This window comes from Burkholderia sp. Cy-637, assembly GCF_011753175.1.
Taxonomy (GTDB): domain Bacteria; phylum Pseudomonadota; class Gammaproteobacteria; order Burkholderiales; family Burkholderiaceae; genus Burkholderia; species Burkholderia gladioli.
In genome coordinates this window covers 11,721-34,608 of the sequence record NZ_VWWC01000023.1, presented here as the reverse complement: position 1 = coordinate 34,608, position 22,888 = coordinate 11,721, and the positions used below count along the sequence as shown (strand labels likewise).

Sequence of the window (22,888 nt, the reverse complement as noted above, 5' to 3'; positions counted from 1 at the left end):
CGTCCTCGTTCTCGAGATGGCGGACGCCAGGCGATGCGGCCTTGATGAGATTCATCAGTTCGGATTCAGTTCGAGATACGAGAGACGATGTCCACACAACGAGTGAAGCGGGTAGTCGGTAACTGGAAGATGCACGGCCGTCTCGACGGCAATCGCGCGCTGCTCAACGAAGTGCTCGAGGGCGCGAAGGACGTGCAGGCCGGTGTCGAGATCGGGGTGTGCGTGCCGTTCCCGTATCTGGCCCAGGTGGGCGAGCTGCTGCAGGGCAGCCGCGTGACGGCGGGGTCGCAGGACGTGTCGGCCCATGAGCAGGGCGCCTACACGGGCGAGGTCGCGGCGGCGATGATCGTCGAGTTCGGCGCGAAGTACGCGCTGGTCGGCCATTCGGAGCGTCGCACCTACCACGGCGAATCGAGCGACCTGGTCGCCGTGAAGGCGCAGCGCGCGCTGGCGGCCGGCCTGACGCCGATCGTCTGCGTCGGCGAGACCCTGGCCGAGCGCGAGTCGAATGCGACCGAGCAGGTGGTCGGCGCGCAGCTCGACGCGGTGCTCGCGCTGCTGTCGGCCGAGGAGGCGGCGCGCATCGTGGTGGCCTACGAGCCGGTCTGGGCGATCGGCACGGGCAAGAGCGCGAGTTCGGAGCAGGCACAGCAGGTGCACGCCTTCCTGCGTTCGCGGCTGGCCGCCAAGGGTGTCGAGCAGGTGTCGGTGCTGTACGGCGGCAGCGTGAAGCCGGACAATGCGGCCGAACTGTTCGGCCAGCCGGACATCGACGGCGGCCTGATCGGCGGCGCGTCGCTCAAGAGCAATGATTTCCTGGCGATCTGCCGCGCGGCGAAGTAAGCGCGCGGCCGGCGCCGTCGGTTTGTGAATCCGGGGCCGCGCGAGAGGCGCGCAGCGTCCCACAATTCGGGTGAATGAGATGTCCTTTCTGAAAGTTTTGATTATCGTGGTGCAGATCCTGTCTGCGCTCGGCGTGATCGGCCTGGTGCTGCTCCAGCACGGCAAGGGTGCCGACATGGGCGCGGCCTTCGGCAGCGGCGCATCGGGCAGCCTGTTCGGCGCCACCGGCTCGGCGAACTTCCTGTCGCGTACCACCGCGGTTCTCGCAACAATATTTTTCATCGCCACGCTGGCGCTGACCTATCTCGGTTCCTACAAGTCGGCACCGTCGATCGGCCTGCTCGGTGCGGCCACGGCGCCGGCATCGGCCGCAGCGGGCTCGCAGGCTGCTGCCGCATCGGCGCCTTCGGCATCCGTGCCCGCCGCCGCCTCGGCCGCGTCGAGTTCGGGCCAGGACGTCCCGAAATAAAAATTCAAGAAAGCGCTCGATACTAGTTGATCAGCTAGAAGAAAACGGGTTAGAATTTAATTCTTGAAGCGATTCGCGGGAATCAGCAGTTCTTCCCGAGTTGCCGTAGTGCCGACGTGGTGAAATTGGTAGACACGCTATCTTGAGGGGGTAGTGGCGAAAGCTGTGCGAGTTCGAGTCTCGCCGTCGGCACCAAGATTCCGCAATGCCAGCCAGCTTCCAAGCGGCTGGCATTTTTCATTTCAGGCTCCGATTTGCGTTGTCCCCGGATAGCGTGCAGTCCGAAATGACCCTTTGTCCGGAAGGTGATATGCTCCGGAACGATCAGAACTAACCGATAGAGGATTGCCTTGAACCTCGCTGCCTATTACCCCGTCTTGCTGTTCCTCATCGTGGGCGTTGGTTTGGGAGTGGCATTGGTCGGCATTGGCAAGGTCCTCGGTCCCAACAAGCCCAACAGCGAAAAGAACTCACCGTACGAGTGCGGTTTCGAGGCCTTCGAGGACGCGCGCATGAAGTTCGACGTGCGCTACTACCTCGTCGCCATCCTGTTCATCATCTTCGATCTCGAAACCGCTTTCCTGTTTCCATGGGGTGTCGCCTTCCGCGACATCGGCTGGCCCGGCTTCATGGCCATGATGATCTTCCTGCTCGAATTCCTGTTCGGCTTCGCCTACATCTGGAGAAAGGGCGGCCTGGACTGGGAGTAACGGGCGGATTTGTCACCGGTTTGCGTGAGGCGGCCACTCTCCGCCGCCTGTCAGGAGTGGAAAGCAATGAGTATCGAAGGGGTCTTGAAGGAAGGGTTTGTCACCACCACGGCTGACAAACTGATCAACTGGACGCGCACCGGCTCGCTGTGGCCGATGACGTTCGGTCTCGCATGCTGCGCGGTCGAGATGATGCACGCGGGCGCGGCCCGCTACGATCTCGACCGGTTCGGCGTGGTGTTCCGTCCGAGTCCGCGCCAGTCCGACGTGATGATCGTCGCCGGCACGCTCTGCAACAAGATGGCACCGGCGCTGCGCCGCGTCTACGAGCAGATGGCCGAGCCGCGCTGGGTGATCTCGATGGGGTCGTGCGCCAATGGCGGCGGCTACTATCACTATTCCTATTCCGTCGTGCGCGGCTGCGATCGTATCGTGCCCGTCGACGTCTACGTGCCAGGGTGTCCGCCGACTGCCGAGGCGCTCGTCTATGGCGTGATCCAGCTGCAAGCGAAGATCCGCCGGACCAGCACCATCGCCCGTCAATAAAGTCCCGAGCACCCACAATATGGCAAGCAAAATCGAGACCCTGAAAGCCAACCTCGAGGCCGCGCTCGGCGAGCGCGTGGTCAGCCTGACCGAAGCGATCGGCGAGCTGACCCTGGTCGTACGTGCGCGCGACTATGTCGAGGTGGCCACCCAGTTGCGCGACGACCGCAAGCTCGGCTTCGAACAGCTGATCGACCTCTGCGGCGTCGACTATCAAACCTATGGCGACGGCGCCTACGACGGCCCCCGCTTCGCGGCGGTGCTGCAACTGCTGTCGATCACCAACAACTGGCGCCTGCGCCTGCGTGTGTTCGCACCCGACGACGACCTGCCGATCCTGGCCTCGATGGTCGAGGTCTGGAGTTCGGCGGACTGGTACGAGCGCGAGGCCTTCGACCTGTTCGGCATCGTCTTCGAGGGCCATCCGGACTTGCGCCGCATCCTCACCGACTACGGCTTCATCGGCCATCCGTTCCGCAAGGACTTCCCGCTCTCGGGCTACGTCGAAATGCGTTACGACCCGGAGGAAAAGCGCGTCGTCTACCAGCCGGTGACGATCGAGCCCCGAGAAATCACGCCGCGCGTGATCCGCGAGGATCGCTACGGCGGCCTGAAACATTGAGAGGGCGGCATGGCTGACATCAAGAACTACACGCTCAACTTCGGTCCCCAGCACCCGGCCGCGCACGGTGTGCTGCGCCTCGTGCTCGAGCTCGACGGCGAGGTGATCCAGCGCGCCGATCCGCACATCGGCCTGCTGCACCGGGCCACCGAGAAGCTCGCCGAGAACAAGACCTTCATCCAGTCGGTGCCCTACATGGACCGCCTCGACTACGTGTCGATGATGGTCAACGAGCACGGCTACGTGCTCGCGATCGAGAAACTGCTCGGTATCGAGGTACCGGAGCGCGCCAAGTACATCCGCGTCCTGTTCGACGAAATCACCCGCGTGCTGAACCACCTGATGTGGATCGGCTCGCACGGCCTCGACGTCGGCGCGATGGCGGTGTTCCTCTACGCGTTCCGCGAGCGCGAGGACCTGATGGACGTCTACGAGGCGGTGTCGGGCGCGCGCATGCACGCGGCCTACTATCGTCCGGGCGGCGTCTACCGGGATCTGCCTGACGTCATGCCGCAATACAAGGCGTCGAAGATCCGCAATGCCAAGGCCCTCGAGAAGATGAACGAGGCCCGCCAGGGCTCGGTGCTCGATTTCATCGACGATTTCTTCACGCGTTTCCCGAAATGCGTGGACGAATACGAAACCCTGCTGACCGACAACCGGATCTGGAAACAACGCCTGGTCGGGATCGGCGTGGTGAGCCCGGAACGTGCGTTGCAGCTCGGCCTGACGGGCGCGATGCTGCGCGGCTCCGGCATCGAGTGGGACCTGCGCAAGAAGCAGCCCTACGAGGTCTACGACAGGCTCGACTTCGACATCCCGGTCGGCGTGAACGGCGATTGCTACGACCGTTACCTGGTTCGGGTCGAGGAAATGCGCCAGTCCTGCCGCATCGCGAAACAGTGTATTGAGTGGCTGCGGAAGAATCCGGGGCCGGTGATGACCGACAATCACAAGGTTGCGCCGCCCAAACGTGTCGACATGAAGTCGAACATGGAGGACCTGATTCACCATTTCAAGTTGTTCACCGAAGGTTTTCATGTGCCGGAAGGCGAAGCCTACGCAGCGGTGGAACATCCGAAGGGTGAATTCGGCATCTACCTCGTGTCCGACGGCGCGAACAAGCCGTACCGGCTCAAGATTCGCGCGCCCGGTTACGCGCATCTCTCCGCGCTCAACGAAATGGCGCGCGGCCACATGATTGCCGACGCGGTCACGATCATCGGTACGCAGGACATCGTGTTCGGCGAAATCGACCGTTGATCGTCACGCCGTCCGCGTCGAGCGGGCGGCGAGCAGTAAGGCTTCGCGTTGCGCACCGTGCTGGTGCGTATTCGCGGGCAGTCAATAGTGAGCGCCAGGTCTGCCGTCCCGCATCCCCGCGGCAGGTTGTTCGTTCGGTAGGAATTGAAAGAGTCGTGTCTGAAAATGATCTCAGCTGAAGGCCTGAAAGAAATCGATCGCGTGATTGCGAAATATCCCGCCGATCAGAAACAGTCCGCCGTGATGTCGGCCCTGGCCGTCGCTCAGGACGAGCACGGCTGGCTGTCGCCCGAACTGATGCAGTTCGTCGCGGATTATCTTGGCATGCCGGCCGTCGCCGTGCAGGAGGTCGCGACGTTCTACACGATGTACGAACTGAAGCCGGTCGGGAAGCACAAGCTCACGCTCTGCACGAATCTCCCGTGCCAGCTCGGGCCGCATGGCGGCGCCGAGGCCACGGCCGACTATCTGAAGCAGAAGCTCGGTATCGATTTCGGCGAGACCACGCCCGACGGCAGGTTCTCGCTGAAGGAAGGCGAATGTTTCGGCGCGTGCGGCGACGCGCCGGTGCTGCTGCTCAACAATCACAAGATGTGCAGCTTCATGAGCCGAGAGAAGATCGACCAGCTTCTTGAGGAGCTTTCGAAATGACGTCCCTCCACGATCGTCACATCAAACCGCTGATCCTCGCCAACCTGAACGGCGAGAACTGGCGTCTCGAAGACTACGTCGCGCGCGGTGGCTACAAGCAACTGCGCCGCATCATCGAAGAAAAGATCCCCCCCGAGCAGGTGATTGCCGACGTCAAGGCCTCGGGCCTGCGCGGCCGCGGCGGCGCGGGTTTCCCGACCGGCCTGAAGTGGAGCTTCATGCCGCGCCAGTTCCCGGGCCAGAAGTACCTGGTCTGCAACTCGGACGAGGGCGAGCCGGGCACCTTCAAGGATCGCGACATCCTGCGCTGGAACCCGCACTCGGTGATCGAGGGCATGGCGATCGGCGCCTATGCGATGGGCATCACCGCCGGCTACAACTACATCCACGGTGAAATCTTCGAGGTCTATCGACGCTTCGAGGAAGCCCTGGAAGAGGCGCGCGCGGCCGGTTATCTCGGCAACAACATCCTCGGTTCGGAATTCTCGTTCCAGCTGCATGCGCACCATGGTTACGGTGCCTATGTGTGCGGCGAGGAAACCGCGCTGCTCGAATCGCTCGAGGGCAAGAAGGGGCAGCCGCGCTTCAAGCCGCCGTTCCCGGCGAGCTTCGGCGTGTACGGCAAGCCGACCACCATCAACAACGCGGAAACCTTCGCGGCGGTGCCGTTCCTGCTGACGGTCGGCCCCCAGGCCTACCTCGAGATCGGCAAGCCGAACAACGGCGGCACCAAGATCTATTCGGTGTCGGGCGACGTCGAGCGTCCCGGCAACTACGAGGTGCCGCTGGGCACGCCGTTCGCGGCGCTGCTCGAGCTGGCCGGCGGGATGCGCGGCGGTCGCAAGCTGAAGGCGGTGATCCCGGGCGGTTCGTCGGCGCCGGTGATCCCCGGCGAGATGATGATGCAGACCGACATGGACTACGACTCGATCGCGAAGGCGGGATCGATGCTCGGTTCGGGCGCGGTGATCGTGATGGACGAGACGCGCTGCATGGTGCGCTCGCTGATGCGCCTGTCGTACTTCTACCATGAGGAGTCGTGCGGCCAGTGCACGCCATGCCGCGAAGGCACGGGCTGGCTCTATCGCGTGGTGAAGCGCATCGAGAACGGCGAGGGCCGCGTCGAGGACCTGGACCTGCTGAACTCGGTGGCCGAGAACATCATGGGCCGCACCATCTGCGCGCTCGGCGACGCGGCGGCCATGCCGGTGCGCGGCATGCTGAAGCACTACTGGGACGAGTTCGCGTATCACGTCGAGCACAAGCATTGCATGGTCGGCGAGCATTCGCACGGCAGCGTCGCCGCGGCGGCCTGAAGCGAAACCCGATTGCGGAACATCAGCGCCCCGACGGGCGAGAGCGCGAGCGAGCGCTAAAGGCTAAGGACCATACATCATCATGGTTGAACTTGAGATAGACGGGAAGACGGTCGAGGTGCCCGAAGGCAGCATGGTGATCCAGGCTGCACACAAGGCAGACAAGTATATTCCCCACTTCTGCTACCACAAAAAACTGTCGGTTGCGGCGAACTGCCGCATGTGTCTTGTTGACGTCGAGAAGATGCCGAAGGCCGTGCCGGCCTGCGCGACCCCGGTGTCGGCCGGGATGATCGTGCGCACGCACTCGGAAAAGGCGGTCAAGGCGCAGCAGGCCGTGATGGAATTCCTGCTGATCAACCACCCGCTCGATTGCCCGATCTGCGACCAGGGCGGTGAGTGCCAGCTGCAGGATCTGGCGGTCGGTTACGGCAAGTCGGCCTCGCGCTATCGCGAGGAGAAGCGCGTGGTGTTCCACAAGAACGTCGGCCCGCTGATCTCGATGGAAGAGATGTCGCGCTGCATCCACTGCACGCGCTGCGTGCGCTTCGGCGAGGAAGTGGCCGGGGTGATGGAGTTCGGCATGCTGGGCCGCGGCGAGCACTCGGAAATCACCACCTTCGTCGGCAAGACTGTCGATTCCGAGCTGTCCGGCAACATGATCGATCTGTGCCCGGTCGGTGCGCTGACGAGCAAGCCGTTCCGCTTCAGCGCCCGCACCTGGGAGCTGTCGCGCCGCAAGTCGGTCAGCCCGCACGATTCGGTGGGCGCGAACCTGGTGGTGCAGGTCAAGAACAACCGCGTGATGCGCGTGCTGCCGCTCGAGAACGAAGCCGTCAACGAGTGCTGGATCTCCGACAAGGATCGTTTCTCCTACGAAGGCCTCAATAGCGAGGATCGCCTGACCAAGCCGATGCTGAAGCAGGGCGGCGAGTGGATCGAGACCGATTGGCAGACCGCGCTCGAATACGTCGCGAAGGGCCTCAAGGGCATCGCGGCCGATCACGGCGCCAATGCGCTGGCCGCGCTTGCGAGCCCGCACAGCACGGTCGAGGAACTGTTCCTGGTCAAGCAACTGGCCCACGAGCTGAAGGTGCCGAACGTCGACTTCCGCCTGCGCCAGACCGATTTCTCGGCGCCGATGTCGGGTGCGCCGTGGCTGGGCATGCCGATCGCCGAATTGACCAATGTCGATACCGCCTTCGTGGTCGGCTCGACGCTGCGCCGCGATCACCCGCTGTTCGCCGCGCGCCTGCGCCAGGCCGCCAAGGCCGGCGCTCAAATCCACCTGCTGCATGCCACGGGCGACGACGCCCTGATCCCGAGCGCGAAGCGCATCGTCGCCGCGCCGTCGGCCTGGCTCGACACGCTGGCCGGCATCGCCGCCGCGGTCGCCCAGGCGAGCGGCGTTGAGCTGCCGGCATCGCTGGCAGGCGTCGAGGCCTCGGCCGAGGCGCAGCGCCTGGCCAAGGCGCTTGCCACCGGCGAACGCCGCGTGGTGCTGCTCGGCAACGGCGTGGTCCAGCATCCTCAGTTCGCGCAGATTCATGCCGTCGCGCAGTGGATCGCCGAACACAGCGGTGCCACGCTCGGTTTCCTGACCGAAGCCGCCAACACGGTCGGCGCGCACCTGGTCGGCGCGCTGCCGGGCGAGGGCGGCCTGAACGCGCGCGAAGCGTTCGCGCAGCCGCGCAAGGGCTACCTGCTGCTCAACGTCGAACCCGAGTTCGACACGGCCGATCCGATCGCCGCGCGCGCCGCGCTCGAGCAGGCCGAGATGGTGGTGGTGATGTCGCCGTTCAAGATCGATGCCGAGTACGCCGACGTGCTGCTGCCGATCGCGCCCTTCACCGAGACGGCCGGCACCTACGTCAACGCGGAAGGCCGTGCCCAGTCGTTCAACGGCGTGGTGCGCCCGCTCGGCGATACGCGCCCGGGCTGGAAGGTGCTGCGCGTGCTGGGCAGCCTGCTGGGCCTGCCGAACTTCGAATACGAAACCTCGGACGAAGTGCGGCTCGCCGCGCTCGGCGACGGCGACCGAGCTTCGCGCCTGTCGAATGCTGCGGTCGCGCAGCCGGCCCGCGCGACCCAGGCGGCATCGGCCAGCGGCGGTTTCGAGCGCCTGGCCGACGTGCCGATCTATCACGCCGATCCGCTCTCGCGCCGTGCCGGCGTGCTGCACCTGACGGTGGCGGCCAAGGCTGCGCATTCGGCGGGCCTGCCGGCCGCGCTGTTCGACCGCCTCGGCCTGAGCAACGGCGATGCGGTGCGCATCAGCCAGGGCGGCCGCTCGGTGCAGTTGCCGGCGGTGCGTGACGCGAACCTGGCCGAAACGGTGGTCCGCGTGTCGGCTGCCACGCCCGCCGGTGCGGCACTCGGCGGCCTGTCCGGTGAACTCGTGGTGGAGAAGGCGTAAATGAGCTTGTTCGATACGATCAATTCGGGTGGTACCGAGCTGCTCGGCGCGGCATGGCCGACCGTCTGGGCGCTGGTGCGGATCCTGGTGGTCTGCGTGGTGATCCTGCTCAGCGTCGCCTACCTGATTCTCTGGGAACGCAAGCTGATCGGCTGGATGCACGTGCGTCTCGGCCCGAACCGGGTCGGCCCCGGCGGCCTGCTGCAGCCGATCGCCGACGTGCTCAAGCTGCTGCTCAAGGAAGTGATCCAGCCGAGCGCGGCCAGCCGCTGGCTCTACCTGATCGCGCCGGTCATGACGGTGGTGCCGGCCTTCGCGATCTGGGCGGTGATTCCGTTCCAGGCCGGCGCGGTGCTCGCCAACATCAACGCCGGCCTGCTCTACGCGATGGCGATTTCCTCGATCGGCGTCTACGCGGTGATCCTGGCCGGCTGGGCCTCCAACTCGAAGTACGCGTTCCTCGGCGCGATGCGCGCGGCCGCGCAGATGGTGTCCTACGAAATCTCGATGGGCTTCGCCCTGGTGCTGGTGCTGATGACGGCCGGCAGCCTGAATTTCTCGGACATCGTGGTCTCGCAGCAGCACGGCTACTTCGCGCATCACGGCATCAACTTCATGTCCTGGAACTGGCTGCCGCTGCTGCCGGTGTTCGTCATCTACTTCATCTCGGGCATCGCGGAAACGAACCGCCACCCGTTCGACGTGGTGGAAGGCGAATCGGAAATCGTGGCCGGTCACATGATCGATTACTCGGGGATGGGCTTCGCGCTGTTCTTCCTCGCCGAGTACATCAACATGATCGTGATCTCGGCGCTGGCGGCGACGCTGTTCCTCGGCGGCTGGGACGCGCCGTTCAGCTTCCTGCACTTCATTCCGGGCGTGGTCTGGCTGGTGCTGAAGATCTTCATGCTGCTGTCGGTCTTCATCTGGGTGCGCGCCACGTTCCCGCGTTTCCGTTACGACCAGATCATGCGCCTGGGCTGGAAGATCTTCCTGCCGATCTGCGTGATCTGGGTGGTCGTGGTCGGCTTCTGGATGATGTCGCCGCTGAATATCTGGAATTGAGAGGGCGGATCCCATCATGACGGCAATCCAACAATTCTTTAAGACCTTCTTCCTGACCGAACTGGTGAAGGGGCTCGCGATGACGGGCCGCTACACGTTCAAGCGGAAGATCACGGTGCAGTTCCCGGAAGAGAAGACGCCGATCTCGCCGCGTTTTCGCGGGCTGCACGCGCTGCGCCGCTACGAAAACGGCGAGGAGCGCTGCATCGCCTGCAAGCTCTGCGAGGCCGTGTGCCCGGCGATGGCGATCACCATCGAATCGCAGGTGCGCGCCGACAACACGCGCCGCACCACGCGCTACGACATCGACCTGACCAAGTGCATCTTCTGCGGCTTCTGCGAGGAAAGCTGCCCGGTCGATTCGATCGTCGAGACGCAGATCCTCGAGTACCACGGCGAAAAGCGCGGCGACCTGTATTTCACCAAGGAAATGCTGCTCGCGGTGGGCGACCGCTACGAGAAGGACATCGCGGCCGCCAAGGCCGCCGACGCGCCGTATCGCTAATGCAGGACCGGCCGGCCCCAGGGGCCGGCCCGAGCCGCCGCGGCAACGGTGCGCGGCACGTCGCAGTGCCCGAGAACCGTGCCTGACCAAGGCCTAAACGATGAACCGGTAACCATGGACTTCACGACCGTACTCTTCTACATCTTCTCGCTGCTGCTGGTGATCTCGGGGCTGAAGGTGATCACCGCGCGCAACCCCGTGGCTTCCGCGCTCTTCCTCGTCCTCGCGTTCTTCAACGCGGCCGCGATCTGGATGCTGCTCGAGGCCGAGTTCCTCGCCATCCTGCTGGTGCTCGTCTACGTCGGCGCGGTGATGGTGCTGTTCCTGTTCGTGGTGATGATGCTCGACATCAACACCGACGTGCTGCGCCGCGACTTCCGCCGCTTCGTGCCGATGGCCACCGTGGTGGGCGCGATCATCGTGGTCGAGACCGCGCTGATCCTCTGGCGCGGCTACGGCGCGACGTCCTCGCCGGTGCGCGAGATCGCCTCCGGCGCGCTCGCCAACATGACGAACACGCAACTGATCGGCAAGGTGATCTACACCGACTACATCTTCGCCTTCGAAATCGCCGGCCTGGTGCTGCTGGTCGCGATCATCGCGGCGGTTTCGCTGACCTCGGGCCGCGGCAAGGAGCGCAAGCGCCAGCGCGTGTCCGACCAGGTCAGCGTGCGCCGCCAGGATCGCGTGCGTCTCGTGAAGATGGCGGCCGAGAAGCCGCCCGCGCCGGAAGCGGCACCCGCCGCGGCCGATCCCGCCGCGGCCACCAAGAGCTGAGCGGAGGAGAACCCAACCATGTTGAACCTGACTCTTGCCCACTACCTGGTGCTCGGCGCGATCCTGTTCGCGATCAGCATCGTCGGCATCTTCCTGAACCGCCGCAACATCATCGTGATCCTGATGGCGATCGAGCTGATGCTGCTCGCGGTCAATACGAACTTCGTCGCGTTCTCGCATTATCTCGGGGACGTGCACGGACAGATCTTCGTGTTCTTCGTGCTCACGGTTGCAGCGGCGGAAGCGGCAATCGGCCTCGCGATTCTGGTGACGCTGTTCCGCAAACTCGACACCATCAATGTCGAGGATCTCGACCAGCTCAAGGGCTAATTTCAGGCGAGTCTGCTATGTCGACCACACTCAACGAAACCACGCTGCTGGCGATCCCGCTGGCGCCGCTCGCCGGCTCGATCATCGCCGGCCTGTTCGGCAATACCGTCGGCCGCAAGGGCGCGCACCGCGTGACCATCCTCGGCGTCCTGATCTCCTTCGTCCTGTCCTGCCTGGTGTTCCTGCAGGTGATGGACGGCGCGAGCTTCAATGCCACCATCTACGAATGGATGCAGGTCGGGCCGCTCAAGCTCGAGATCGGCTTCCTCGTCGATTCGCTGACCGCGATGATGATGGTGGTGGTCACCTTCGTCTCGCTGATGGTGCACATCTACACGATCGGCTACATGGAAGAGGAGGACGGCTACCAGCGCTTCTTCTCCTACATCTCGCTGTTCACGTTCTCGATGCTGATGCTCGTGATGAGCAACAACTTCCTCCAGCTGTTCTTCGGCTGGGAGGCGGTCGGCCTCGTGTCCTACCTGCTGATCGGTTTCTACTACACGCGGGAAAGCGCGATCTACGCCAACATGAAGGCGTTCATCGTCAACCGCGTCGGCGATTTCGGCTTCCTGCTCGGCATCGGCCTGCTGCTGGCCTACGGCGGCTCGATGAACTACGGCGAGGTGTTCGCCAAGAGCAACGCGCTGGCCGCGATGCACTTCCCGGGCACCGACTGGGGCCTGCTGACGGTGGCCTGCATCTGCCTGTTCATCGGCGCGATGGGCAAGTCGGCGCAGTTCCCGCTGCACGTCTGGCTGCCCGATTCGATGGAAGGCCCGACGCCGATCTCGGCGCTGATCCACGCGGCCACCATGGTGACGGCCGGCGTGTTCATGGTCACGCGTATGTCGCCGCTGTTCGAGCTGTCGGACGCCGCGCTCTCCTTCATCACCGTGATCGGCGCCATCACCGCGCTGTTCATGGGCTTCCTCGGCGTGATCCAGAACGACATCAAGCGCGTGGTCGCGTACTCGACGCTCTCGCAGCTCGGCTACATGACGGTCGCGCTGGGCGTGTCGGCCTACCCGGTCGCCGTGTTCCACCTGATGACGCACGCCTTCTTCAAGGCGCTGCTGTTCCTCGCGGCGGGCTCGGTCATCATCGGCATGCACCACGACCAGGACATCCGCAACATGGGCGGCCTGCGCAAGTACATGCCGATCACCTGGATCACCTCGCTGATCGGCTCGCTGGCGCTGATCGGCACGCCGTTCTTCTCGGGCTTCTACTCGAAGGACTCGATCATCGATGCGGTCAAGCTCTCGCATCTGCCGGGTTCGGGTTTCGCGTACTTCGCGGTGGTCGCGAGCGTGTTCGTGACGGCGCTGTACTCGTTCCGCATGTATTTCCTGGTGTTCCACGGCGAGGAGCGCTTCCGCAAGCCGAAGCATCCCGATTCGCCGATGGGCAAGGCCGCCGCGCAAGGGCATGGGCATGACGCGCACGGCCACGACGATCACGCACATGAACCGCACGAGACCTCGTGGGTCGTCTGGGTGCCGCTGGTGCTGCTCGCGATTCCGTCCGTGCTGATCGGCGGCGTGGCGATCGGCCCGATGCTGTTCGGCGACTTCTTCCAGCACGGCGTGGCGTTCGACAAGGTGATCTTCATCGGCCAGAACCATCCGGCGCTCGCCGAGATGGCCGATGAATTCCACGGCTGGGCCGCGATGGGCCTGCATTCGGTGTCGGGCCTGCCGGCCTGGCTCGCGCTCGCAGGCGTGGTCGTTGCCTGGTTCCTGTATCTGAAGCGCCCGGACCTTTCGGCGGCTATCCGCCGCGCGGCCGGTCCGATCTATACGCTGCTTGACAACAAATACTACATGGACAAGATCAACGAGGTCGTGTTCGCCAGGGGCTCGGTCGCGGTCGGCCGGGGCCTGTGGAAAGAGGGCGACGTCGTGGTGATCGATGGAATCGTCAACGGGAGCGCGCGATTCGTCAGCTGGTTCGCCGGCGTGATCCGCTTCCTGCAGTCCGGCTACATCTATCACTACGCGTTCGCGATGATCATTGGCATGTTGGGTCTCCTTACCCTGTTTGTTACGCTCGGCGGCAAATAAGAAAAGGAGAGGAACCCACTCATGCCCGCATTTCCGATTCTCAGTACCGCCATTTGGCTTCCGATCGTGTTTGGCCTGCTCATCCTGGCCGTGGGCACCGACCGGAAGCCCGGCGTGGCCCGCTGGGTCGCGCTGATCGGTTCGCTGCTCGGGTTTGCAGTCACGATTCCGCTCATCACCGGTTTCGATCCGAGCACCGCGGCTCTTCAGTTCGAAGAGAACGCGATCTGGATCGACCGCTTCAATGTTTCGTATCACCTCGGCGTCGACGGCATCTCGATGTGGTTCGTCGTGCTCACGGCGCTGATCACGGTCATCGTGGTGGTGGCCGGCTGGGAAGTCATCACCGATAACGTCTCGCAGTACCTGGCGTCGTTCCTGATGCTCTCGGGCATCATGATCGGGGTGTTCTCGGCGGCCGACGGCCTGCTGTTCTACGTGTTCTTCGAGGCCACGCTGATCCCGATGTACATCATCATCGGCGTCTGGGGCGGCCCGAACCGCGTCTACGCGGCCTTCAAGTTCTTCCTCTACACGCTGGCCGGCTCGCTGCTGATGCTGATCGCGCTGATCTACCTGTACCGCGAGACGCATACCTTCGACCTCGCCGCCTGGCAGGGCGCCAAGCTGGCGATGACGCCGCAGTTGCTGCTGTTCGGGGCGTTCTTCCTCGCCTTCGCGGTGAAGGTGCCGATGTGGCCGGTCCACACCTGGCTGCCCGACGCGCACGTCGAGGCGCCGACCGGCGGCTCGGTGGTGCTGGCGGCGATCATGCTCAAGCTCGGCGCCTACGGCTTCCTGCGCTTCTCCCTGCCCGTCACGCCCGATGCGGCGCACTATCTGGCCCCGGTCGTGATCGTGCTGTCCCTGATTGCCGTGATCTACATCGGCCTGGTCGCGATGGTGCAGACCGACATGAAGAAGCTGGTCGCCTATTCGTCGATTGCCCACATGGGCTTCGTCACGCTCGGCTTCTTCATCTTCAGCCAGCTCGGCATCGAGGGCGCGATCGTGCAGATGATCTCGCACGGTTTCGTGTCCGGCGCGATGTTCCTTTGCATCGGCGTGTTGTACGATCGCCTGCATACGCGCAATATCGCCGAGTACGGCGGGGTGGTGAACGTGATGCCGAAGTTCGCCACCTTCGCCTTGCTGTTCGCGATGGCGAACTGCGGCCTGCCCGGCACCTCGGGCTTCGTCGGCGAGTTCATGGTGATCCTCGCCTCGGTGAAGTTCAATTTCTGGATCGCGTTCGGCGCGGGCCTCACGCTGATTCTCGGCGCGGGCTACACGCTGTGGATGTACAAGCGCGTCTATTTCGGCAAGGTGGTCAACGAGAAGGTAACGACGCTGAAGGACATCGGCGCGCGCGAATTCTCGATGCTCGCCGTGCTGGCCGCGTTCACGCTGCTGATGGGCCTGTATCCCAAGCCCTTCACCGACGTGATGCACGTTTCCGTAGAAAATCTCCTCTCTCACGTTGCGCAATCCAAGCTGCCGCTGGCCCAGCAGTAAGTGTGGGCGGAGGAAACCAAGACCATGCAAAACGCACCTATGAATGCCTTGTTGCCCGACGCGCTCGTGATGCTCGCCATCATTCTGGCGTGGATCAACGACACCCTCTCCGGCGAGTCCGGCCGCCGTCTCACGTACCTGATCGCGGTCGTCTCGTCCGTTGTCGCCGGTGTGTGGTTCGCGTTCCAGGCGCTCGACCCGCACCAGTACTACTTCTTCTCGAGGATGGTGGTGGTCGACGCCTTCTCGAGCGTGATGAAGGCGGTCGTGTCGATCGGCTTCGCGGCCTCGATGATCTACTCGCGGCGCTACCTGTCGGACCGGGGCCTGTTCCGCGGCGACGTGTTCCTGCTCGGGATGTTCTCGCTGCTCGGCCAGTTGGTGATGATCTCGGGCAACAACTTCCTGACGCTCTACCTCGGCCTCGAACTGATGTCGCTGTCGCTCTACGCGCTGATCGCGCTGCGCCGCGACGGTGCCCAGTCGAGTGAAGCGGCAATGAAGTACTACGTGCTCGGCGCGCTGGCTTCCGGCTTCGTGCTGTACGGCATCTCGATGGTCTATGGCGCCACCGGCTCGCTCGAGCTGCAGGACGTGCTCAATGCCGTCGCCTCGGGGCGCATCAACAATATCGTGCTGCTGTTCGGCGTGATCTTCATCATCGCCGGCGTGGCCTTCAAGCTCGGCGCGGTGCCGTTCCACATGTGGGTGCCCGACGTCTACCAGGGCGCGCCCACGGCGATGTCGCTCATGACCGGCGGCGGCCCGAAGGTGGCGGCCTTCGCCTGGGGCCTGCGCTTCCTGGTGATGGGCCTGCTGCCGTTGGCGGCGGACTGGCAGCAGATGCTGGTGATCCTGGCGGCGCTGTCGCTGATCGTCGGCAACATCACCGGTATCGTCCAGCGCAACGTCAAGCGGATGCTGGCCTACTCGGCGATCTCGAACATGGGCTTCGTGCTGCTCGGCCTGCTCTCGGGCGTGGTGAAGGGCAGCCCGGCCTTCACGGCCACCGCCTACAGCTCGGCGATGTTCTACTCGATCGTCTACCTGCTCACCACGCTCGGCGCCTTCGGCATCGTGATGCTGCTGGCGCGCCGCGATTTCGAGGCGGAAACGCTCGAGGATTTCAAGGGCCTCAACAAGCGCAGCCCGGTGTTCGCCTTCGTGATGATGCTGATGATGTTCTCGCTGGCCGGCATTCCGCCGACGGTGGGCTTCTACGCCAAGCTCGCGGTGCTCGAGGCCACCATCAACGCCGGCCTGACCTGGCTCGCGATCCTCGGTGTCATCAGTTCGTTGTTCGGCGCGTTCTACTATCTGCGTATCGTGAAGCTGATGTACTTCGATGCGCCGCAGGATACGAACCCGATCATGAGCGACACGGCGAACCGCGCGGTGCTGCTGCTCAACGGCCTGGCCGTGCTCGTGCTCGGCATCATGCCGGGCCAGCTGATGGAGGTCTGCCTGCAGGCCATCAGCCATACGCTGCCGCTCTGAAATGTCGGCAGCCGGTTGGTTCATCGTGTTGTTGGCGCTGCTGGGCGCCAACCTGCCGTTCGTGAATCAGCGGGCCTTCGCCTTCATCCCGGTCGGCGCCGCTGCCCGCAAGAGCGGGTGGTGGCGGATCGCCGAGATGATCGTGCTGTACTTCGTGGTCGGCGTGCTCGGCTTCTGGCTCGAGTCCCGCGCCGGCAACCGCTTCGAACAGGGCTGGCAGTTCTATGCGATCACCTTCAGCCTGTTCGTGGTGTTCGCGTTCCCCGGCTTCACGTTCCAGTATCTCGTCAAACGACGCTGACGGCGCTCGGCCGTCGCGTCCAACCTTGGAGCCGACGATGGCCGAATTACCGAATCACGACGACAAACTGACCGAAGTCTGCGTCGAAAGCGAATCCATTCTCGACGGCCATTTCCTGAAAGTGAAGCGCGATACGGTGCGCCTGCCCGACGGCAAGCACGCGACGCGCGAATACATCCGCCATCCGGGCGCCGTGATGGTGATCCCGTTGTTCGACGATGGCCGCGTGCTGATGGAAAGCCAGTTCCGCTATCCGATCGGCAAGGTGATGGCCGAGTATCCGGCCGGCAAGCTCGATCCGCAGGAAGGCTCGCTGGCTTGCGCGGTGCGCGAACTGCGCGAGGAAACCGGTTATACGGCGCGCGAGTATTTCTACCTGACGCGCATTCACCCGATCATTTCCTACTCGACCGAATTCATCGACATCTATCTCGCGAAGGGCCTGACGGCCGGCGAGCGCCAGCTCGACGAGGGCGAATTCCTCGAGACCTTCACGGCCACCGTGCCCGAACTGCTCGAATGGATCCGCACCGGCCAGATCAGCGACGTGAAGACCATCATCGGCACCATGTGGCTGGAGAAAGCCTTGTCGGGAAGCTGGCCGCTCGGCGCGGCCGAGCACGCCTGATAAAACGCAGCGGCTGATTCCCGGCGATGCGAGGCCGTGCTTGCCGCCGCGCATCGCCGAACCCACCTTCGGCGCCAAATTCCCCCGCACGTTACAATCCAGCCAGTCCGGGCTCGTCCCGGAGAATTTCGATCGTGATTTAGCACGGTCGTTCTTAAATCTTCCGATTGGGCGTACACTCCCGAGACGCCCCGATTCAGCATGAAGGTCCTCGATTTACAGTGCACGCACGGCCATCGCTTTGAAGGCTGGTTTGCGTCTTCCGATGATTTCGAATCGCAGCTGTCCCGCAAGCTGGTCGAATGTCCGGTTTGCGGGGCGACCGAAATCAGCAGGATGCCGTCGGCGCCGCGCCTGAACCTGTCAGGCGCGACGAAGGAACAGGCGCCGGCAACCGATCCGCGGCGGATGCAGGCGCAGCTGATGCGCGCCTTGCGCGAGGTACTGGACAAGACCGAGAACGTGGGCGAGCGCTTCGCCGAGGAAGCGCGACGCATCCATTACAACGAGGCGCCCGCGCGCAATATTCGCGGCGTGACCTCGGCCGAGGATGCGCGCGCCCTCGTCGAGGAAGGCATCGACGTGATGCCGCTACCGGTGCCGGCCGCACTGAAAGAGCCGCTGCAATGATCGTCTCCTGATCGGCGCGTCGTCTCCAGCCGGCCGCTCCGGCTCGCGGCCAGGAGACATGCGCATGGATCTGGACCATTCCCCCGCCGACGACGCGTTCCGCGTCGAAGTTCGCACCTGGCTCGAGGCCAACCTGCCTCGCACGCTGCGCGACAAGGTACTCAATCACAAACGTCTGTCCCGCGAGGATTATCTCGACTGGCATCGCCGGCTCGCGACGCGCGGCTGGTCGGCGCCCGCCTGGCCCGTCGAATACGGCGGCCCGGGCTGGGACGCGACGCGGCGCTTCATCTGGGACGAGGAGTGTGCCCGCGCGGGCACGCCGTCGCCGCTGACCTTCGGCGTGTCGATGGTCGGGCCGGTGCTGATGAAATATGGCAACGAGGCCCAGAAGCGCCACTATCTGCCGCGCATCCTCGATGGCAGCGACTGGTGGTGTCAGGGTTACTCCGAGCCCGGCTCGGGTTCCGACCTCGCCTCGCTGCGCACGCGCGCCGAACGGCGCGGCGATCACTATCTCGTCAACGGCCAGAAGACCTGGACCACGCTCGGCCAATATGCCGACATGATGTTCTGCCTGGTGCGCACCGATACGGCCGTGAAGAAGCAGGAGGGCATTTCCTTCCTGCTGATCGACATGAAGACGCCGGGCATCACGGTGAGGCCGATCATCACGCTCGACGAGGAGCACGAAGTCAACGAGGTGTTCTTCGAGGACGTGCTGGTGCCGGTCGAGAACCTCGTCGGCGAGGAGAACCGCGGCTGGACCTATGCCAAGTACCTGCTCGGCCACGAGCGCACCAGCATCGCGCGCGTCGGCACCTCGAAGCGTGAACTGCGCTTCCTCAAGCGCATCGCGGCCGGGCAGCGCCGCAACGGCCGCTCCCTGCTGGAGGATCCGGTGTTCGCCGCCCGCGTGGCCTCGCTGGAAATCGACCTGATGGCGCTGGAGGTGACCGCGCTGCGCGTGGTCAGCCAGGAAGCGAGCGGGCGCGGGCCGGGCCCCGAGGCCTCGATGCTGAAGATCAAGGGCTCCGAGATCCAGCAGGCGCTGACCGAGCTGATGGTCGATGCGATCGGGCCGCTCGCCGCGCCGTTCGATCCGGCCTTCCTCGACGGAGAGCGCGATCGCGCGGTGAGCGGCGACGACGACGCGGCACCGCTTGCCGCCTATTACTTCAATTTCCGCAAGACCTCGATCTACGGCGGGTCGAACGAAATCCAGAAGAACATCATCGCGCAGATGATCCTGGGCCTCTGAGGAGCGACGCATGGACTTCACTTTCAGCGAAGAACAGCAGCAATTCGCCGACGCGTTGCGCCGTTATCTCGGCCAGCGCTACGGTTTCGAGACGCGCCAGGCGATCGTCGCCTCGCGCGAGGGCGTATCCGACGAGCAATGGCGGGCGTTCGCGGAGCTGGGGCTGACCGCCTTGCCGGTACCGGAGGCGAGCGGCGGCCTGGGCGGCGGCGCGCTCGACATGCTGGTGGCCATGCAGGCGTTGGGCGCCGCGCTGGTGGTCGAGCCGTATTGGGCGACGGCGGTCGGCGCCGAGGCGCTGCGGCTCGCGGCCAGCGAGCATCAAGCCGATCGAGCGCTGCTGGCGCGCGTGGCCGGCGGCGAGGCGCGCCTGGCGGTTGCCTTCGACGAACCCGGCGCGCGCTACGAACTGCTCGCCATCGATTCGCGTGCGGAGTCGGCCGGAGACGGCTTCCGGCTCAGCGGCAGCAAGGCGCTGGTTCGCCACGGCGCCCAGGCGCAGGCCTGGATCGTGCCGGCCCGGCAGCCCGATGGCGCGATCGCGTTGTTCCTGGTCGAGCGCGGTGCCGCCGGTGCCGATGTCGAGGATTACCGAACCATCGACGGCCAGCGCGCGGCGACGCTGCGTTTCTCGAACGCGCCCGCGCGCCGGCTCGTCGACGGCAGCCGCGGTGCCGAAACGCTGGAGCGGATCGCCGATTACGGTATCGTGCTGCTCTGTGCCGAGGCGATCGGCGCGCTGGACGCGCTCAATCGCGCGACGCTCGACTACACCCGCACGCGCGAGCAGTTCGGCACGCCGATCGCGCGTTTCCAGGTGCTGCAGCACCGCATGGTCGACATGCTGATCCACACCGAGCAGGCTCGCTCGCTGGCTTATCTGGCGGCGCTGCGCTATGCCGACGACGACGCCGATCAACGGCGCCGCGCGGTATCCGCCGCGAAAGTGCGGGTGGGGCAAGCCGCGCGTTTCGTCGGGCAGCAGGCGATCCAGCTGCATGGCGGGATGGGCATGACCAACGAGGTCGCGGCGGCCCATCTGTTCAAGCGACTGTCGATCATCGACCTGACGCTCGGCGATGTCGATCACCACACGGCGCGATTTGCCTCGCTGCCGGATTTTTTCGAATACGATGCGGCCTGAGAGCACGCAAACTGACAGGAGATGGGTATGACGATCGGCTATGAGGATCTGGAAGTCGGCGGGCTGACCGAGGTCGGCAAACACACGTTCACGCCGGACGAGATCATCGAATTCGCGCAGCGCTTTGATCCGCAACCGTTCCATCTCGACGAGGCGGCCGGCAAGGCCTCGCCGTTCGGCGGATTGGTGGCGAGCGGCTGGCACACCTGCTCGGTGTTCATGGGCATGCTGGTGCGCAACGTGCTGCACGACTCGACCAGCATGGGCTCGCCCGGCATCGAGGAGATCCGCTGGATCAAGCCGGTGCGCGCCGGCGCGACCATCACGATGCAGCAGCGGATCCTCGACAAGCGGCTGTCGGCGAGCCGTCCCGATCGCGGCATCGTGACGACGGAGTGGGTCGGCACCGACGAGAGCGGCGAAACCGTGATCACGGTGCGCTCCAAGGTGATTTTCGGGCTGCGCAATCCGCAGGCGGGCGCATGAGCGGCGATTCGACGGAGAAGCAGCCTGGGCAGCGGCCCGAGCGGCCGCGCATCGCGTCCATCGAGGCGCTGCGCGCGCTGGTCGGCGCGGATGGTTTCGCGAGCGAGTGGATCGTGATCGAGCAGTCGCGCGTCAACCAGTTCGCCGACGCGACCAACGATCATCAATGGATCCACGTCGATCCCGAGCGGGCCTCGCGCGAATCGCCGTTCGGCGGCCCGATCGCGCACGGCTTCCTGACGCTGTCCCTGATCCCGGCGCTGATGACCGATGCGATCGAATTCGAGCAGAAGATGGGTGTGAACTACGGGCTGAACCGCGTGCGCTTCCTGCGGCCGGTGCCGGTCGGCGCGAAGGTGCGCGGGCTGTTCGCGGTGAAGACGGCGATCGACGGCAAGCAGGGCGGCCTGCAATGCACCTGGTCGGTCGCGGTGCAGGTCGACTCGTCGGGCGAGCCGGCGCTGGCCTGCGCGGCCGAGTTCGTCACCTTGCACCTGTTCTGAAGTTCCGGGCGGCAGGCGGCGCGGCTGCCGCCCAAGGCATGCCCGAACGGCGGGGCGGCGCGCAGGCGCCGTCCCGCCGTTGCGCATCTAGGCTGCCGAGTAGCGCGCGAGTTCGAGCTTGGCGATCGCGTTGCGGTGGACTTCGTCGGGGCCGTCGGCAAAACGCAGCGTGCGTGCCGAGGCATAGGCGTAGGCCAGCGGAAAATCGTCGCTGACGCCGCCGCCGCCATGCGCCTGGATCGCCCAGTCGATCACCTGGCAGGCCATGTTCGGCGCGACCACCTTGATCATCGCGATCTCGCGGCGCGCCTCCTTGTTGCCGACCTTGTCCATCTTCCAGGCCGCGTTGAGCGTCAGCAGGCGCGCCTGGTCGATCAGGCAGCGCGCCTCGGCGATCCGCTCCTGGGTCACGGTCTGCTGCGCGATCGGCTTGCCGAAGGCGACGCGCTGCAGCGTGCGCCGGCACATCAGCTCCAGCGCGCGCTCGGCGAGCCCGATCAGGCGCATGCAGTGATGGATGCGCCCCGGGCCGAGACGGCCCTGCGCGATCTCGAACCCTCGCCCCTCGCCGAGCAGCAGGTTGTCGGCCGGCACCCGGACGTTCTCCAGCGTGATCTCCATATGGCCGTGCGGGGCGTCGTCGTAGCCGAACACGTTCAACGGCCGATGCACGGTGATGCCGGGCGCATTGGACGGCACCAGGATCATCGACTGCTGCGCATGGCGCGGCGCCTCGGGATCGGTCTTGCCCATCACGATATAGAGCTTGCAGCGCGGATCGCCGGCACCCGAGGACCACCATTTGTGGCCGTTGATCAGGTAGCTGTCGCCGTCGCGCTCGATGCGCGTGCGGATATTGGTGGCATCCGACGAAGCCACTTCCGGCTCGGTCATCAGGAAGGCCGAGCGGATCGTGCCGTCGAGCAGGGGCTCGAGCCACTCGCGTTTCTGATCGTCGCTGGCGTAGCGCTCGAGCGTTTCCATGTTGCCGGTGTCGGGCGCGTTGCAGTTGAAGACCTCGGGCGCCCAGGGCACGCGCCCCATGATTTCGCAGAGCGGCGCGTAGTCGAGGTTCGACAGGCCGGCGCCGCGATCGGATTCGGGCAGGAACAGGTTCCATAGCCCGGCCGCGCGCGCCTCGTCCTTCAGCGTGTCGAGCAGGCCGACCGCGCGCCAGGCGTTGCCGTCGCGCCGGTTGCGCGCGATCTCCTCATGGAACACGCGCTCGTTCGGATAGATGTGGGTGTCGAAGAAGGCGAGCAGCCGCTCGCGCAGGACCTCGGCCTTGGGGGAGTAATCGAATTCCATTGCCACCTCGCTGGAGTAGGGCGTCGATCGGAATCG

At 64.9% G+C, this 22,888-nt stretch carries 24 protein-coding genes and 1 tRNA gene; 24 read left to right on the top strand and 1 reads right to left on the bottom strand.

Annotation, left to right across the window (positions count from 1 at the left end):
* Positions 1-87: 87 nt before the first annotated feature.
* The 24 genes from tpiA (at position 88) to F3J10_RS09435 (ending at position 21,544) form a co-directional block, all read left to right on the top strand.
* Positions 88-843 (top strand): triose-phosphate isomerase, encoded by a 756-nt coding sequence (gene tpiA / locus F3J10_RS09550; protein WP_025096467.1) that lies wholly within the window; start codon positions 88-90, stop codon positions 841-843.
* Positions 844-922: 79 nt separating this feature from the next.
* Positions 923-1,312, top strand: a complete 390-nt coding sequence (secG, locus tag F3J10_RS09545) for a preprotein translocase subunit SecG (RefSeq protein ID WP_017918089.1) — start codon at positions 923-925, stop codon at positions 1,310-1,312.
* 110 nt (positions 1,313-1,422) lie between these two features.
* Positions 1,423-1,507, top strand: a tRNA-Leu gene (locus F3J10_RS09540).
* 155 nt (positions 1,508-1,662) lie between these two features.
* Complete coding sequence (locus tag F3J10_RS09535) at positions 1,663-2,022, top strand: NADH-quinone oxidoreductase subunit A (protein WP_013698866.1); 360 nt, start codon at positions 1,663-1,665, stop codon at positions 2,020-2,022.
* 66 nt (positions 2,023-2,088) lie between these two features.
* Positions 2,089-2,568, top strand: coding sequence for an NADH-quinone oxidoreductase subunit B (locus tag F3J10_RS09530; protein ID WP_013698865.1), 480 nt, complete (start codon positions 2,089-2,091; stop codon positions 2,566-2,568).
* A gap of 19 nt (positions 2,569-2,587) precedes the next feature.
* The gene (locus F3J10_RS09525; protein ID WP_025096466.1) at positions 2,588-3,190 is read left to right on the top strand and encodes an NADH-quinone oxidoreductase subunit C; all 603 of its coding nucleotides are present in this window, start codon (positions 2,588-2,590) and stop codon (positions 3,188-3,190) included.
* A gap of 9 nt (positions 3,191-3,199) precedes the next feature.
* Positions 3,200-4,453, top strand: a complete 1,254-nt coding sequence (locus F3J10_RS09520) for an NADH-quinone oxidoreductase subunit D (RefSeq protein ID WP_013698863.1) — start codon at positions 3,200-3,202, stop codon at positions 4,451-4,453.
* Positions 4,454-4,618: 165 nt separating this feature from the next.
* Positions 4,619-5,104 (top strand): NADH-quinone oxidoreductase subunit NuoE, encoded by a 486-nt coding sequence (gene nuoE / locus F3J10_RS09515; protein ID WP_013698862.1) that lies wholly within the window; start codon positions 4,619-4,621, stop codon positions 5,102-5,104.
* Positions 5,101-6,420: an NADH-quinone oxidoreductase subunit NuoF gene (gene nuoF, locus F3J10_RS09510; RefSeq protein WP_013698861.1), complete on the top strand. Its 1,320-nt coding sequence runs from the start codon at positions 5,101-5,103 to the stop codon at positions 6,418-6,420. The genes nuoE and nuoF overlap by 4 nt, the downstream gene beginning before the upstream one ends.
* A gap of 82 nt (positions 6,421-6,502) precedes the next feature.
* A complete protein-coding gene (gene nuoG, locus F3J10_RS09505) occupies positions 6,503-8,836 on the top strand; it encodes an NADH-quinone oxidoreductase subunit NuoG (protein WP_167241947.1) in 2,334 nt (777 codons plus the stop codon).
* Positions 8,837-9,901 (top strand): NADH-quinone oxidoreductase subunit NuoH, encoded by a 1,065-nt coding sequence (gene nuoH / locus F3J10_RS09500; protein WP_025096464.1) that lies wholly within the window; start codon positions 8,837-8,839, stop codon positions 9,899-9,901.
* A 16-nt stretch (positions 9,902-9,917) separates the two neighbouring features.
* A complete protein-coding gene (gene nuoI / locus F3J10_RS09495) occupies positions 9,918-10,406 on the top strand; it encodes an NADH-quinone oxidoreductase subunit NuoI (RefSeq protein ID WP_013698858.1) in 489 nt (162 codons plus the stop codon).
* A 114-nt stretch (positions 10,407-10,520) separates the two neighbouring features.
* Positions 10,521-11,183, top strand: coding sequence for an NADH-quinone oxidoreductase subunit J (locus F3J10_RS09490; protein WP_013698857.1), 663 nt, complete (start codon positions 10,521-10,523; stop codon positions 11,181-11,183).
* An 18-nt stretch (positions 11,184-11,201) separates the two neighbouring features.
* Positions 11,202-11,513: an NADH-quinone oxidoreductase subunit NuoK gene (gene nuoK, locus F3J10_RS09485; protein WP_013698856.1), complete on the top strand. Its 312-nt coding sequence runs from the start codon at positions 11,202-11,204 to the stop codon at positions 11,511-11,513.
* Positions 11,514-11,530: 17 nt separating this feature from the next.
* Positions 11,531-13,579 (top strand): NADH-quinone oxidoreductase subunit L, encoded by a 2,049-nt coding sequence (gene nuoL / locus F3J10_RS09480; protein WP_166913147.1) that lies wholly within the window; start codon positions 11,531-11,533, stop codon positions 13,577-13,579.
* 21 nt (positions 13,580-13,600) lie between these two features.
* Positions 13,601-15,094 (top strand): NADH-quinone oxidoreductase subunit M, encoded by a 1,494-nt coding sequence (locus F3J10_RS09475; RefSeq protein ID WP_166913146.1) that lies wholly within the window; start codon positions 13,601-13,603, stop codon positions 15,092-15,094.
* A gap of 39 nt (positions 15,095-15,133) precedes the next feature.
* Complete coding sequence (gene nuoN, locus F3J10_RS09470) at positions 15,134-16,591, top strand: NADH-quinone oxidoreductase subunit NuoN (protein ID WP_025096460.1); 1,458 nt, start codon at positions 15,134-15,136, stop codon at positions 16,589-16,591.
* 1 nt (position 16,592) lies between these two features.
* Positions 16,593-16,892 (top strand): DUF2818 family protein, encoded by a 300-nt coding sequence (locus tag F3J10_RS09465; protein ID WP_013698852.1) that lies wholly within the window; start codon positions 16,593-16,595, stop codon positions 16,890-16,892.
* Between the two features lie 37 nt (positions 16,893-16,929).
* Entirely contained in the window at positions 16,930-17,520 is a 591-nt protein-coding gene (locus F3J10_RS09460; protein ID WP_025096458.1) for an NUDIX hydrolase, read from the top strand.
* 201 nt (positions 17,521-17,721) lie between these two features.
* Positions 17,722-18,150 (top strand): DUF1178 family protein, encoded by a 429-nt coding sequence (locus tag F3J10_RS09455; RefSeq protein WP_167241946.1) that lies wholly within the window; start codon positions 17,722-17,724, stop codon positions 18,148-18,150.
* Positions 18,151-18,214: 64 nt separating this feature from the next.
* The gene (locus F3J10_RS09450; protein WP_025096457.1) at positions 18,215-19,411 is read left to right on the top strand and encodes an acyl-CoA dehydrogenase family protein; all 1,197 of its coding nucleotides are present in this window, start codon (positions 18,215-18,217) and stop codon (positions 19,409-19,411) included.
* Positions 19,412-19,421: 10 nt separating this feature from the next.
* Positions 19,422-20,555 carry an acyl-CoA dehydrogenase gene (locus F3J10_RS09445; protein ID WP_167241945.1) on the top strand — a complete coding sequence of 378 codons (1,134 nt, stop codon included), beginning with the start codon at positions 19,422-19,424 and terminating at the stop codon, positions 20,553-20,555.
* A gap of 27 nt (positions 20,556-20,582) precedes the next feature.
* A complete protein-coding gene (locus F3J10_RS09440) occupies positions 20,583-21,041 on the top strand; it encodes a MaoC family dehydratase (RefSeq protein WP_017918096.1) in 459 nt (152 codons plus the stop codon).
* Entirely contained in the window at positions 21,038-21,544 is a 507-nt protein-coding gene (locus tag F3J10_RS09435) for a MaoC family dehydratase (protein ID WP_025102122.1), read from the top strand. The genes F3J10_RS09440 and F3J10_RS09435 overlap by 4 nt, the downstream gene beginning before the upstream one ends.
* Positions 21,545-21,631: 87 nt before the next feature.
* On the opposite strand, the gene F3J10_RS09430 is transcribed toward F3J10_RS09435, so the two are convergent.
* Positions 21,632-22,852 carry an acyl-CoA dehydrogenase family protein gene (locus F3J10_RS09430; RefSeq protein WP_166913144.1) on the bottom strand — a complete coding sequence of 407 codons (1,221 nt, stop codon included), beginning with the start codon at positions 22,850-22,852 and terminating at the stop codon, positions 21,632-21,634.
* Positions 22,853-22,888: the final 36 nt, after the last annotated feature.